We start from the raw sequence: 14,939 nt of genomic DNA, 5'->3' as shown, positions 1-14,939 counted from the left end.
AACGAATTGTAGTGGGGGGATCGTTGGGATTGATAATCATTTTCAATTACATTATACCGCATTGAGAATAATTGTCAATTAGAAAATACAAACTTTTTTTGCCTTTATAAAATAACTAGTTTGTCCTATCATTAGAGATGAGGTGACATCATGAAAAATGTATTAATAATAGAAGATGAACAAAACTTAGCGCGCTTTATTGAACTCGAATTAAAACACGAAAATTACAACGTCTCGATTAAAAATGACGGTCTATCGGGTTTGAACACAGCATTACAACAAGACTTTGATATTATTTTGTTAGATTTAATGCTACCCGGTATTGATGGCTTAGAGGTGTGTAAACGCCTGCGTACACAAAAAGATACGCCAATTATTATGATTACAGCAAAAGGCGAAATCTATGATAAAGTGCTAGGACTAGATTACGGTGCCGATGATTATATCGTTAAGCCCTTTGAAATTGAAGAACTACTCGCTAGAATGCGTGCCTTAGTTCGTCGTTCTTCTGATGAACAGCATGCATCAAAAGATACCGTTGAAGTAAGTGGTATCATCATTGATAAAAATGCCTTCCATGTGACGTACGGTGACCAGAAAATCGAATTAACAAAGACAGAATTTGATTTATTATTACTGCTTGCCGAAAATAAAAACCACGTCATGCATCGTGAACAGATTTTAAATCATGTTTGGGGTTATGACTCTGAAGTCGAGACCAATGTTGTCGATGTGTATATCAGATATTTACGCAATAAACTAAAAGCAGTTCAGAAAGAAAAAATCATTGAGACCGTTCGCGGTGTTGGGTACGTGATTCGTCAATGAAACAGCCAACTTTAAAAACAAAATGGACCTTAGTAACGACAGTCATTACATTTTTAACTATTTTTATATTTTGCTTGCTCATCATATATGCAGTCGGTGGCTTGCTAAAACAAAATGAACTTGAAAAAGCAGAGCATAGTGCAGATGAATTAAAACATTTATTAGCCGCACGACCATTAAAAGACATTACACCGCTTGAATTTGGCTCTGTAACAAACAATTACCAAAAAGCGATTTTATACGATCAAAAAGGCAAACACATTATTGAAAGTGCCAACACGCCAAACATTCAATTTACACCTGAATTTCAAAAAACATCATCACGTAATATTGGTATTATTACAAATAGCGATGGTTCATTTATCGTTGTTTCAAACCCGGTCAACACAGACTTTTTTAAAGGCTACGCAACAATCATTCATCCTTTAGATGTTTTTGATGACTTATTGAATTTCATAACATATTTGGCATTAATATTTGGTTTAATCGCTTTGTTCGTAACGGCAACGATTAGTTACGCTTTTTCATCTCAAATTACAAAGCCAATCAATATTATTACAGAAAAAATGACGCAAATTAGACGTAACGGTTTCCAAGAAAAATTGGAAGTGCCTACCAATTATGAAGAAACCGACGCATTAATTGATAACTTTAATAGCATGATGGTCAAATTAGAAGATTCGTTTAACCAACAACGACAATTTGTTGAAGATGCCTCACACGAACTAAGAACGCCACTCCAAATTATTCAAGGGCATTTAAATCTCATACAGCGCTGGGGTAAAAAAGATCCGGCTGTATTGGAAGAATCACTCACAATTTCAATTGAAGAAATGAATCGTATTACGAAGCTTATTGAAGAATTGTTGTTGTTAACGAAAGATGATCCGCGTTCTATTGAATATCAAACAGAAGAAGTAGACGTCAATTTAGAAATTAAAAATCGACTCCATTCATTAGAACAAATTCATCCAGACTATCAGTTTAATTTTGAGACGAACCAAGATTTTATTTACCTGAATATGAATGCTTTTCATTTAGAGCAAATTTTATTAATATTTATCGATAATGCGATTAAATACGATCAAATTAACCGCAATATATGTATTAAGACGAAGTTTGTGAATAACCGTGTCCTTATCGAAATCAAAGACCATGGGATGGGGATACCAAAAGAAGACCAAGAACATATTTTTGACCGCTTCTACCGTGTTGATAAATCTCGTTCACGTGAACAAGGTGGCAATGGCCTAGGGCTATCAATTGCCCTTAAACTTGTGAAGCTATATGGTGGACATATTACAGTTAATAGTGAAGAAGGTGCTTTTACCATTTTTACGATTAGTTTCAATGCAAGTCTACATCATTAAAATATCCTAGTTTTTTGCCTTTAAATGTTCACAATTTAATGCTATTATTTACTTGTAAGCGTTTTTATTCTTTCAGTGGAGGGTGGATTATGAAGAACGATAAACAGGTGAGCGAAGCGCCTGTAAATTTTGGAGCGAACTTAGGATTAATGTTAGAACTTTATGATCAATTTTTAGAAGATCCAAGCTCAGTATCTGAAGATTTGCAAGTGCTATTCGGCACAATCAAAAATGACAACACACCATATTCAAACACATCAACACAATCAAGCTCGGGGGATAGCACGATTAAACGTGTTATGCGCTTGATTGACAATATTCGACAATACGGACATTTACTCGCTGATATCTATCCGGTAAATAGACCAGAACGTACAAATGTTCCAAAGTTAAACATTGAAGATTTTAACTTAGACCAACAAACGCTTGAGAGCATATCTGCAGAAATTGTCTCAGATCACTTCAAAGACATTTATGACAATGCCTATGAAGCAATTCAGCGTATGGAAGAGAGATATAAAGGGTCTATTGCATTCGAATATACACATATTAATAATACGAAGGAGCGTGTATGGTTAAAACGTAGAATTGAAACACCATATAAAGCGACCTTGAATGATAATGAGAAAGTTGATCTTTTCAAACAACTTGCACACGTTGAAGGGTTTGAAAAATATCTTCATAAAAACTTTGTAGGTGCGAAGCGTTTCTCAATTGAAGGTGTAGATGCACTTGTACCTATGATTTCACAAATTATTAAACGTGCAGCAGAAAACGACATTGCCAACATCCAAATCGGTATGGCACACCGTGGTCGTTTAAATGTACTGACACATATTTTGAAAAAGCCATATGAAATGATGCTTTCTGAGTTTATGCATACAGATCCAATGGCATTCTTACCTGAAGATGGCAGCTTAAAATTGACAGCAGGTTGGACAAGTGATGTTAAATACCATCTCGGCGGTGTGAAAACTATCCAAACAAATGGTATTGAACAACGCATCACTTTAGCAAACAACCCAAGTCATCTAGAAATCGTAGCGCCTGTTGTGACGGGTCGTACGAGAGCAGCTCAAGACGTTGCGGCACAGTCTGGACAGCTTGACACTGACTTCAATCGTGCGCTTCCAATCATTGTACACGGCGATGCGGCATATCCGGGTCAAGGTGTTAACTTTGAAACGATGAACTTAGGTAGCTTAGAAGGTTATAGCACAGGTGGTACGATTCATTTAATTACAAATAACCGTATTGGTTTCACGACTGAACCGACGGACGGCCGTTCAACAACGTACGCAACAGACGTCGCTAAAGGATATGATGTCCCAATTATGCACGTCAATGCTGATGATGTTGAGGCAACAATTGAAGCGATTGATATCGCAATGGAATTTAGAAAAGCATTTAACAAAGATGTTGTCATTGATATTGTTGGTTATCGTCGTTTTGGTCATAACGAAATGGATGAACCAATGTTAACAAACCCACTACCATATAAAAACATTAAGAAGCATGAAACTGTTGAAGTGATCTACGGTAAAAAATTGGTTGATGCGGGTATCCTAAGCGAAGAAGCGATGCAAGCTGTGATGGATGATGTTCAAAAAGAAATGCGTCAAGCACACGATAAAATTGATAAAACAAATAAAAATGACAATGCTGATATGGTTCGTCCAGACAATATTGCAGAACCACTTGCGAGCAATACATCAGAATTGTCATATGACAGACTAAAAGAAATCAATGATGCGATGCTGACTTATCCTGAAGACTTTAATATTTTCGGTAAGTTACAACGTATTTTAGAACAAAGACGTCAGCCATTTGAAAAAGAAGATGGTTTAGTAGATTGGGCACACGCTGAACAATTAGCCTTTGCGTCTGTGATGCAGGAAGGTACGCCAATTCGTATGACAGGTCAAGACTGTGAACGTGGTACATTTAGTCATCGTCACGCTGTCTTACATGATCAAAACAGCGATAAGGTGCATATTCCGTTACAACATGTACCAGATCAAAAAGGATCATTCTATATTCACAACTCACCATTATCTGAATCAGCAGTTGTTGGTTTTGAATATGGCTACAATGTTGAAAATCCAGCGTCATTTAATATTTGGGAAGCACAATTTGGTGACTTCGCTAACATGGCACAAATGTACTTTGATAACTTTGTATTCTCAAGTAACGCAAAATGGGGCGAGCGTTCTGGTTTAACATTCTTGTTACCACATTCATTTGAAGGTCAAGGTCCTGAACACTCTTCAGCACGACTTGAACGTTTCTTACAACTTGCTGCTGAGAATAATATGACGATTTGTAACTTATCAAGTTCAAGCAACTACTTCCACTTATTACGTGCACAAGCTGCAAGTCTAGGTACGGATGCGATGAGACCTCTTGTACTGATGTCACCGAAAGGCTTATTGCGTAATAAAACAGTTGCACAACCAATTGATCAGTTCACTTCAGGTGGCTTTGAACCTATTTTAGTTGGCACACATGATGCTGAAAAAGTAACGAAAGTGATTCTTGCATCAGGTAAAATGCTCGTTGACCTTAAAGAGCGTCTAGCTAAAGAACCAAATGAAGCAGTTGCACTTGTTGCAGTAGAAAGATTGTATCCATTCCCTGAAGAAGAAATTCTTCAATTCTTTGAAACATTACCAAATCTTGAAGCTGTAGCATGGGTTCAAGAAGAACCACAAAACCAAGGGGCATGGCACTTTGTTTACCCTCAACTTACGCGTATTGTTGGCGATAAATATACACTTGAGTATGAAGGTAGACCACACCGTGCAGCACCATCTGAAGGCGATGGAGAAATTCATAAAATTGTTCAAAATAAAATCATTGAAAATAGCTTAAATATCTAGGGGGCATATCAAAATGGCAGAGGTAAAAGTTCCAGAATTAGCAGAATCTATTACGGAAGGTACCATTGCAGAGTGGTTAAAACAAGTAGGGGATTCCGTTGAGAAAGGTGAAGCACTATTAGAACTTGAAACGGACAAAGTAAATGTTGAAGTTGTATCTGAAGAAGCAGGTACAATTCAAGAATTACTTGCCGAAGCTGGCGATACTGTAGAAGTGGGACAAGCAATTGCAATCGTTGGAGAAGGTGCTGCAAAAACAGCGGCGTCATCAGATGACAAACTAGCAGCAAAAGAAGAACCAGCAGCTGAAGCAAAACCTTCAAAAGAAGAAACACCATCGTCAAACGAACGTGTAAACGCGACTCCTTCTGCGCGTCGTGCGGCACGTGAAAAAGGCATTGACTTAGCTGAAGTGAGTGCTAAAGCAGGCGATATTGTACGCAAAGAAGATGTTGAACGTGGTAAACAACAAGCCGCAAAACCAGCTGAAACAAAAGCTGATAAACCGGCTGCACCTGCCGCACCACAAAATCCGTCAAAACCAGTGATTCGTGAAAAAATGAATCGCAGAAAACAAACAGCGGCACGCAAGTTATTAGAAGTAAGCAACAACACAGCGATGTTAACAACATTTAATGAAGTGGATATGACAAACGTAATGGAACTTCGTAAACGCAAAAAAGATAAATTTATGGAAGACCATAACGGTACAAAACTTGGTTTCATGTCATTCTTCACAAAAGCAGCAGTTGCTGCATTGAAAAAATATCCTGAAGTTAATGCAGAAATCGACGGCGAATATATGGTAACTAAACAATTCTACGACATCGGTGTTGCTGTATCGACACCAGGTGGCTTGTTAGTACCGAACGTGCGTGACTGTGATAAGAAAAACTTCGCTGAAATTGAAGCTGAAATTGCAAACTTAGCGGCTAAAGCACGTGACAACAAACTTTCATTAGATGATATGATTAATGGCTCATTCACAATTACAAATGGCGGTATCTTTGGTTCAATGATGTCAACACCAATCATTAACGGTAACCAAGCAGCCATCCTAGGTATGCATTCAATCATCACACGTCCAATTGCCATCGACAAAGATACAATTGAGAACAGACCGATGATGTACTTAGCACTTAGCTATGACCACCGTATCATTGATGGTAAAGAAGCAGTTGGATTCTTAAAAACAATTAAAGAACTGATTGAAAATCCTGAAGATTTATTACTTGAATCATAATTGATAGAATCACACTTATTGGGAAGTCTCTGTAAAAGGGGCTTCCTTTTTTCTTTGACTGTCCATCTTCTGTGGTGGATAAATCATTAAAAGCGCAAAAACAGCTAGGCATGTCAAAGCGTACCATGTTGATGTGGTGTCACTTTTTCAGTACCAACATTTTTTTATTGCTTGCATTCTTGCAGGCCTCGCTCGAACTAATCTTAAAACACATAGTCGCTTCATACATCTATCATCGATGTCACAGTTACTTATTTAACTCCACTTCCTATAATAACCGGGTTTTTCACAATACAAATGTATGATACGCTAGTGTTAATGAAAAAATAGGAGATCTCACATATGCAAATTAATAAAAAACTACTCGTTCCTGTTTTATCACTAGGCGTATTAATTATTTTAATTAACTTTATCTTTATTTTAACAAGCCTGTTTGGTGTGACCGATTACTGGCCCGTCTTTCAAACAATCGGCTTAGGTCTCATCGTCTTATATGGCTTTGATGTTTTACAAGAACGTAAGCAACGCGCCTTTTATTTTTACGCAGGCATTATTTTTATTTTGTTCGGCGTGTTTTTTCAATAATTTAAGCACAATGCGCTACTTTTATTTTCAAGTTAGCTATAATAGGTTTTGAAGACTACAAGATACGCTAGATGACACAACTTTATTGTCTGAGCTTATGGACAAAGTCGTTGTTTTATTTCATAATAAATGAGGATTACTATAAGAGGTGACAGTTATGCTACATGAAAATTGGAAAGAGAAAGCACCCATCAAACGAGTTAAAGTGCTTCATACAGATGCTAAAAAGTTTACAGTCAGTGATATGTTAACAATTGGTCAAACATATGATGTTGTAAATGAAACTGAAGAATATTATCAAATTATCGATAATTCAGGACTTGTTGGTGGCTATTACAAAACATATTTTGAAGAAGTACCTGGGACAGTATAATCTGTCCTTTCATAATTAAATGACTGGCAAGCAATAACAAGGGCTTGAAAGCACATGACATCGTGCAAACCTTGTTATCTTTGCCGCAATGAAAAAGCGATGTACTTAGGTATTATCTGCTTTTTTCTTATGTTTTTATTAAAAATTCCATTATAAAATAGACGTGTATTAGAAAGGTGAGAATCATGACTCAAATCAACACTGGTTATATCAACTCAGACAAAACCATATTTGGAGATGCTGAGAAGTTATTTAGCTTGAACAAAAATATTTTACTTAAAGGACCTACAGGATCTGGTAAAACAAGACTAGCTGAAACGTTAAGTGAAACAACGAATATCCCAATGCATCAAATTAACTGTTCTGTAGATTTAGACGCTGAAAGTCTACTCGGTTTCAAAACGATTAAAACGTCAGATGAAGGACATCAAGAAATTGTTTTTATTGACGGCCCTGTTATTAAAGCAATGCGAGAAGGTCATATTTTATATATTGATGAAATTAACATGGCAAAACCTGAAACATTACCAATTCTAAACGGTGTCCTTGACTATCGTCGTCAACTGACAAACCCATTTACAGGCGAAGTGATTAAAGCGGCACCTGGCTTTAAAGTGATTGCTGCGATTAACGAAGGTTATGTCGGCACACTTCCTATGAATGAAGCGTTAAAAAACCGCTTTGTTGTTATCAACGTTGAATATATTGATGGCGATACATTACACGAAGTCATCAAGTCACAAAGTTTATTACAAGATGATGCGTTGATCGATCAAATTATTAAATTTAACGAAGATATGCGTACAATGACACAACAAGGTCAGCTATCTGAAGAGGCTGCAAGTATTCGTGCATTGATCGATATGAGTGACCTAGCGACGGTTATGCCAATCGAACGTGCCATTCAACGTACAATTATTGATAAATTGGAAGATGAACGCGAACAACAAGCTGTTAAAAATGCTGTAGAACTGAACTTTTAGAGGGTGATACCAATGAGCGATCGCTTTATCCTATTTAATGATGAACAACTTGATGCAATGAAAGTCATGATGTTACAAGACCTTGCACGTTTATTATTAAAAGATGAAAATACACAAGTAAAAATTCATAAATTTCCTTATTACGATGCGATTAACAATGAAGTGATTTGTAGTTCATTCTGGTCACATAGACCGGAACATATTGAACATACAGGCTTAAAAACCGATATTTTATTAGCAACGTATAGCTATTTTAATATGTCGCCCCAAATCGTCAATGAAGTCATTTCAAACGAAGAAGGCTTTCGTCATCCAAAACTGTATCGTCAATTGTTTAAATTAATTGAAGAAATGAGAGTTTTAAATCTGATTGTAAATGAACGTCCGCGCACAGCAAAATTGATTAATGTACGCCGCCAAATGCGTTTACAATATTGTGAAACACAAATTAATTTTTACCGTACTAAAACGATGTATACAGACTTATTGTTTTTAAATTTGGAACGCTCATTTTTAACAGAGAACTTTTTTGAAGTGCCGGAAATTCATTCAGAAATCAATCCTGTTTTAGAAATGATGTATCAATATTTACCAGACATCTTCAATATTCGTTCAAGTGAAGAAGCGATGTATTTAACACAGCGTATCATGTTCCAAGTAGATGATTGGCTTAAAGATGATATGTTAAACGAATACTATCACATTCCACGCCATGTATATGAAGCATTAGAAGATTTAACTTTAGACGATATCAAACGTATGGATGCGGCACAGACAGACGGTCAAACAGACGAACAAGGAGATGTCGAAACTGAAGAAATCGACTCGAAGTCTGCTGATTCAGATACAGCTGGTGGCGCTTATTTAGAAACAGAATTGCATGAAGGCGAAAGTAGCGAAGCATTGAGTGACAACGACACAGCTCGTGAAGGTGACAGTTCTGATGATATGACAGACATGCTATCGAAAAAAGGTAAAGGTTCCGAAGATACACTTGAAAATGAAGAAGGGGGCAGTCAAGGGCCATCTTCTAGTCTATTAGGGCTTACCGGTATCAATGCAAATGTCAGCATCAAATGGAACGTCCCAACGATTTTGCCACAATATGTTGAGTCTTATCGTCAAGTTCAAACAGACGTCCAATACGAAATTAAAGATTTAATACAAATTATTAAAAAAACGATTGATCGTGAATTCCAAGATATGCGCATGAATTTAACAAAAGGGCGTTTACAACGCAACTTAGTTAATTGGTTTATTGATGATCAATACAAGCTCTTTTATAAAAAAGCTGACCAAAGCCAGACGTTTGATGCGACTTTTACATTACTAATTGACGCTTCAGCAAGCATGCACGACAAAATGGATGAAACGATTAAAGGCGTTGTCTTATTCCACGAAACATTAAAAGCACTTAATGTCCGCCATGAAATTTTAGCGTTTAACGAAGACGCTTTCGATTCTGATGAAGATAACCAGCCAAATATTATCGACGAAATCATCAACTATCATCAGTCTATTTATCAAGCAGAAGCACCACGTATTATGTCGCTTACACCGCAAGATGATAATAGAGATGGAGTGGCAATTCGTGTTGCGAGTGAACGATTGTTAACACGTGCCGAAAAGCAAAAATTCTTGATCGTCTTTTCAGATGGCGAACCTTCTGCATTTAATTATGCACAAGAAGGGATACTCGATACGTATGAAGCTGTTGAAATGTCACGTAAATTGGGCATTGAAGTCTTTAATGTATTCTTAAGCCAAGAAACGATTACAGAAGCAATTGAACAAACCATCCATAACATATACGGGCCATTTGCGATTTTTGTAGAAGGCGTCGAACATTTACCGAGTCAACTCTCACCACTTTTGAAAAAATTATTACTTAAATCCTTTTAGACGATTTAAATATAAAGGAGTAAAAACACAGATTATGAGAACCTTTTGCATAATTTAGTTTTTACTCCTTTAAAACTTTGTTGTGCATAAGTATGATTTTAGAAATTTTCAGAAATCTAATAGACGGATGATTTTTAATATGATAAAATGAGTCATAAATTCAAAAAGGAAGGTTTAGGAGTAAGTAAAATGAACAAAAATACTTTATTTATCGGCTTTATGTTATTTGCTATATTCTTTGGAGCAGGTAACTTGATTTTCCCACCTAATTTAGGGCTTGCAAGTGGCCAATATTTCTGGCCATCTATCATCGCTTTCGTTATTACCGGTATCGGTTTACCTTTACTCGGCGTAGTTGTAGGGGCGCTTGATAAAGAGGGCTATATTGGTGCAATCAACAAAATACACCCAGCTTTTTCGGTCGTATTTTTAGTAGCAATTTATTTAACAATTGGTCCACTGTTTGCAATCCCACGTACAGCATCAACATCATTTGAGATGACAGTAACACCAATCATTAATTCTAGTAGCCCATTATGGTTATTCGTTTTCTCAGTGATTTACTTCGCGATTGTATTATATCTTTGTTTTAACCCAGGGAAGATTGTTGACCGTATCGGTGCAATTTTAACACCATTATTATTAATCACAATTCTAGCTATGATTGTTAAAGGTTTCATTGACTTTGGTGGCAAAGCAAACACAACAGCTGATCCTGCCGTATATTCATCAAACCTATCAGGCTTTTCAAAAGGGTTTACAGAAGGTTATTTAACAATGGATGCCATCGCTGCAATCGCATTCTCAATGATTGTTGTAAATGCCATTAAAGCAACAGGCATCAAACATGCAGATGATATTTTCAAGCAAACTGCAATTGCTGGATTAATCGCTGCAGCTGCACTTGCATTTATTTATATTTCATTAGGATATATCGGTAACCACATGGTGCTTAGCGAAGAAACTTTGAAACAATTGACTGAAAATGATCAAAACATCGGTGCACACTTGCTTATCACAATGGCTGGTACAGGTTATGGTGCTTTTGGTAAATACTTACTAGGTATTATCGTTGCACTTGCATGTTTAACAACAGCATGTGGCTTGGTTGTCGCAGTTAGTGAATATTTCCATAGCATTTTACCGAAATTATCATATAAAACATATGTTATTATCTTTACTTTAATTAGCTTTGTTTTATCAAATTTAGGATTAAACGCAGTAATCAAATTATCAATTCCAGTATTATTAATTGTTTACCCAGTCGCAATCACAACTGTTTTCTTAATCTTGATCGGACGCTTCGTACCAACAAGACGTATTACACAACAAATTACAGTTGCGGTTGTAACAATTGAATCTATTTTGAGTGTTGTTAACGCGAACGGTTGGATGAAAATTCCATTCATCGAACAATTACCATTCCATGAATATACACTTGAATGGTTCCCAATTGCTGTCGTAACATTAATTATTGCGTACATCATTGGATATTTCGCAAAATCATCTAATATTATCGTTTATGAAAAAGAATAGCAATATTAAAAAAGCCTTACCATCGCGGTAGGGCTTTTTTTGTATGTGACTACTTAAAATCATTTCGCTGATCTTTTGCAGTCATTAAACGTTCACGTAAGTTTTGTTCAAGTTGTTTTAAATCTTGTTCAGCTTGATGACGCTTCTGACGACCATCTTCTTGAATTTGTAACGTTTCTTCAATTGTTTGAATAATGTTATCTTGTGTCGTTTTCAATGTTTCTATATCGACGATACCGCGTTCATTTTCTTCAGCAGTAATACGCGCATTTTGACGTAACATTTCAGAGTTGCGTATTAAAATTTCATTTGTTGTATCAGTAACTTGTTTTTGCGCTTGCGCTGCTTTATTTTGACGGTTTAACGTTAAAGCAATCGCCATTTGATTTTTCCAAAGGGGGATACTTGTCAAAATAGAACTTTGAATTTTTTCTGCTAATGCTTGGTTGATATTCTGGATCATTCTAATTTGTGGTGCTGATTGTAATGTAATTTGACGTGATAGTTGAAGATCATAAATGCGTTTTTCAAGGCGATCTAAAAATTGCTCCATATCCGCCACATCCTGTAATGCCATTTGATTATCTGAATTTTTCGCCGTCTCACGCAATTGTGGTAACACATTTTGTACCAAATCATCTCGTTTATTTTGTGCCGCAGCAATGTAAAGATTCAGGACATCATAATAGTCTTTATTTTGTTGGTACAATTCATCTAATAAACGTGCATCTTTAATTAACTCAGACTTGTTTTTATCAAGTTCTACTGAAATTCTATCGACTTGTGCACTCACTGATTGCATGCGTGAAAACACTTGTTGCAATGATGCTTTAGAACGTTTGAATAATTTTTTTAACATTGACATATCTTTTTGAGATAACTCGTCCGGATCAACTTCTTTTAATTTTTTCATCAAACTTTCAAGCGTTTCACCGATTGTACCAATATCTTTCGTTTGTATATCATTCAACATTTGATGTGAAAAGTTAGATAAGTGTGATTGCGCATTAGAACCAAATTTTAATAAACTATCATTATTGAGTGGCTCAATTTCTTGTGCCAAGGCTGTAATTTTTTGTTGATCTTGTTCCGAAAACTGTGGTGCGACAACTTCAGTTTGTTCGTTTGGCGTCACAGCATTTGTTTGTGACGATGCAGATTGTTCAAACGACTCAAAATAATGATCTAAAGGATGTGCTGAAGTTGTAGTTGTTTGCTTACTTTCTTTCATTATCATACTCCTTTGCTTTATCTTTTTTATAAAGTTTTGTTAAGCGCATTTCTGTATCTAATTGGTTGTAATGTTGCTCATTAACCCGTTTTAAGTCCGCAATCAATGTGCGTTTAATCTCTTCAAGCGTTATACGTGTCTGATGTAATGCTTGTTGATCCGCACTCGATTTCATAGGCATCTTCGCTAAATGCGTATAGCTTTCAACTAAATTCAACGCATTATCAATATGTGAATAATAAAAACTCTCAATATAATAAAACTGATTTGGCTGTTGACGAACAATTTGATTAATTGTTCTCGACAAACGATAAATATCATTCACAAGCTTAAAATCTTGAATCGAGCGAACGTTGATGAATGTTTTAAAAATACGTTTCACTTTACCTTGTGCGGCATTCATTTGATGTCGAATATAACGATAGTCTTTTCGAGTTAAACCTAATTCGTTTAAATAACTTTTCGATGATAATCTTTGTGTTGGCACATAGCCTAAAACAAAACCTGCACTCCCAATCAGCAGATCAAATATAAATTGAATATCTAGTCCAAATACGCTTGCTAAAAATGACAATGTCGCAACCGGTATGCCGACAATAATCCCTAAAATACGCGATAGATTATATCTCATCGTGACAACTTCCTTTATCCCAATACTTTAAATTTTTCAAGTTGTGGTGCTATGTCGAGACTTTCAATATGGTGATGTGTAACAGATGAAGCAGGGGAGGCGCCTTTGATTACTGCTTGTGTAAATGCTTCTAAGTCTTTATCTTCGCCTTGTGCAACAACCTCAACATAGTCATTCACATTTTGAACCGTACCTGTTATATGATATTTCAATGCGAGACGTTCCGTAAAATAGCGAAAACCTACACCTTGAACGCGACCATATACCCTTATTAAATAACGTTGCATGTTATATCACCTCTCTCTTCAATTATACGTATTTTTAGAGTAAAAGACTAATAATTGAGAAATAGGATGTAATTAGATGTTCATTAAATAAGTGGAATTTTGAAGGGAGTGAAGAATAGGATTTGAAAAGTAGCTTTAAATATTAAAATATATATGTGAAATTATGAAGTACTAACAATTGAAAAGATAACAAACTATGCTTAAGTTGCTTACTTCTGAACTTTATTATGCCCGTTGAAATAAATAAATGCTAACAATAATGTGATAAGTACAAATACGCCATAAGATCTGCCATTAAAATCCAAAAAGCCTACTACAACCATGATATTTACCATAACCGAAATTACTAAAATAACCAAAATCACATTTAATAAAAGTTTTTTCATCATTATATTAACCCTATTAGATTTTTAATATCTTTAATAATTACGTATAAATTATACGCTATTCTATAAGTATTTACGAATATTTACTGTACGCCAATACATATTATACAAAACCATTTTGCAAATATAATTACATATATTATAAGCTACACCATTTTCATACAATACTAACGACACCATTGCACATGCAATATTCTTTAATCTCATTTACATAAACAGTATGTTAAGTTGAAAAACTTGATTTTTACGCCTAAAAGTCTTAAGTTGTTGAAGTAGGCTCACAAATAATAACTCATATTTTGTGAAAAGCTTACATATTGATTCACTGAACGTCAGTACTTATTGGGAGGGCATTTTTATGTGGGAACTCACAAAGATTCGTGCAGACTATGAAGGCTGGTGGCTTTTTGATGACTGGCCGGAACATATTATCGAAAGACAATCCTTTACAACTTATGACGCATTTGTTGAAGGGTATGAAGCAGCGATTAAACAAGCAATGAAACACTACGATAATCATGTGGTCGGCAAACATAATATATACGCTTTCTACAATAATTGCGATATGAATTATTGCGAAGATTGTGGTGAAGATCTTCAAATTTTCTATAGTTTTATTGTATTAAAAAATAAAGAAATTTATTTAAACACACCATTAATAAACTGATTAAAAATTTTTAATTTCTGTATTGCAAATGGTACTAC

The 14,939-nt window shown here is 35.6% G+C and carries 13 protein-coding genes; 10 read left to right on the top strand and 3 right to left on the bottom strand.

The window, feature by feature from the left end; translation table 11 throughout:
- The first annotated feature begins 150 nt into the window (after positions 1-150).
- From TP70_RS11530 to brnQ3, 9 genes are all read left to right on the top strand, one after another.
- Positions 151-828: a response regulator transcription factor gene (locus TP70_RS11530; protein ID WP_044361764.1), complete on the top strand. Its 678-nt coding sequence runs from the start codon at positions 151-153 to the stop codon at positions 826-828.
- Positions 825-2,198: a HAMP domain-containing sensor histidine kinase gene (locus tag TP70_RS11525; protein ID WP_044361763.1), complete on the top strand. Its 1,374-nt coding sequence runs from the start codon at positions 825-827 to the stop codon at positions 2,196-2,198. Before TP70_RS11530 ends, TP70_RS11525 begins: the two co-directional genes overlap by 4 nt.
- Positions 2,199-2,287: 89 nt before the next feature.
- Positions 2,288-5,077, top strand: coding sequence for a 2-oxoglutarate dehydrogenase E1 component (locus TP70_RS11520; RefSeq protein WP_044361762.1), 2,790 nt, complete (start codon positions 2,288-2,290; stop codon positions 5,075-5,077).
- A gap of 13 nt (positions 5,078-5,090) precedes the next feature.
- The gene (sucB, locus tag TP70_RS11515) at positions 5,091-6,320 is read left to right on the top strand and encodes a dihydrolipoyllysine-residue succinyltransferase (RefSeq protein ID WP_044361761.1); all 1,230 of its coding nucleotides are present in this window, start codon (positions 5,091-5,093) and stop codon (positions 6,318-6,320) included.
- Positions 6,321-6,662: 342 nt separating this feature from the next.
- Positions 6,663-6,905, top strand: coding sequence for a hypothetical protein (locus TP70_RS11510; RefSeq protein ID WP_240626972.1), 243 nt, complete (start codon positions 6,663-6,665; stop codon positions 6,903-6,905).
- A gap of 157 nt (positions 6,906-7,062) precedes the next feature.
- Positions 7,063-7,278, top strand: coding sequence for a DUF6501 family protein (locus tag TP70_RS11505; protein WP_044361760.1), 216 nt, complete (start codon positions 7,063-7,065; stop codon positions 7,276-7,278).
- 185 nt (positions 7,279-7,463) lie between these two features.
- A complete protein-coding gene (locus TP70_RS11500; protein WP_044361759.1) occupies positions 7,464-8,261 on the top strand; it encodes an ATP-binding protein in 798 nt (265 codons plus the stop codon).
- A gap of 12 nt (positions 8,262-8,273) precedes the next feature.
- Positions 8,274-10,163 (top strand): vWA domain-containing protein, encoded by a 1,890-nt coding sequence (locus TP70_RS11495; RefSeq protein ID WP_044361758.1) that lies wholly within the window; start codon positions 8,274-8,276, stop codon positions 10,161-10,163.
- A gap of 189 nt (positions 10,164-10,352) precedes the next feature.
- Positions 10,353-11,699 (top strand): branched-chain amino acid-like transporter carrier protein BrnQ3, encoded by a 1,347-nt coding sequence (gene brnQ3 / locus TP70_RS11490; protein ID WP_044361757.1) that lies wholly within the window; start codon positions 10,353-10,355, stop codon positions 11,697-11,699.
- Between the two features lie 49 nt (positions 11,700-11,748).
- Here the strand turns inward: brnQ3 and TP70_RS11485 are convergent, their stop codons facing one another.
- From TP70_RS11485 to TP70_RS11475, 3 genes are read right to left on the bottom strand one after another with little or no spacing between them, the layout of a single operon-like run.
- Positions 11,749-12,930 carry a toxic anion resistance protein gene (locus tag TP70_RS11485; RefSeq protein ID WP_044361756.1) on the bottom strand — a complete coding sequence of 394 codons (1,182 nt, stop codon included), beginning with the start codon at positions 12,928-12,930 and terminating at the stop codon, positions 11,749-11,751.
- Positions 12,917-13,561 (bottom strand): 5-bromo-4-chloroindolyl phosphate hydrolysis family protein, encoded by a 645-nt coding sequence (locus TP70_RS11480; RefSeq protein WP_044361755.1) that lies wholly within the window; start codon positions 13,559-13,561, stop codon positions 12,917-12,919. Before TP70_RS11480 ends, TP70_RS11485 begins: the two co-directional genes overlap by 14 nt.
- 14 nt (positions 13,562-13,575) lie before the next feature.
- Entirely contained in the window at positions 13,576-13,848 is a 273-nt protein-coding gene (locus tag TP70_RS11475; RefSeq protein ID WP_044361754.1) for an acylphosphatase, read from the bottom strand.
- Between the two features lie 744 nt (positions 13,849-14,592).
- Here TP70_RS11475 and msaA point away from each other — a divergent pair.
- Positions 14,593-14,901: a regulatory protein MsaA gene (msaA, locus tag TP70_RS11465; RefSeq protein ID WP_044361752.1), complete on the top strand. Its 309-nt coding sequence runs from the start codon at positions 14,593-14,595 to the stop codon at positions 14,899-14,901.
- The last annotated feature ends 38 nt before the right edge of the window (positions 14,902-14,939 follow it).

This window comes from Staphylococcus microti, assembly GCF_000934465.1.
Lineage (GTDB): Bacteria > Bacillota > Bacilli > Staphylococcales > Staphylococcaceae > Staphylococcus > Staphylococcus microti.
Note: the sequence above shows the minus strand (reverse complement) of the source record. Positions and strands in the feature narration are given on the sequence as shown.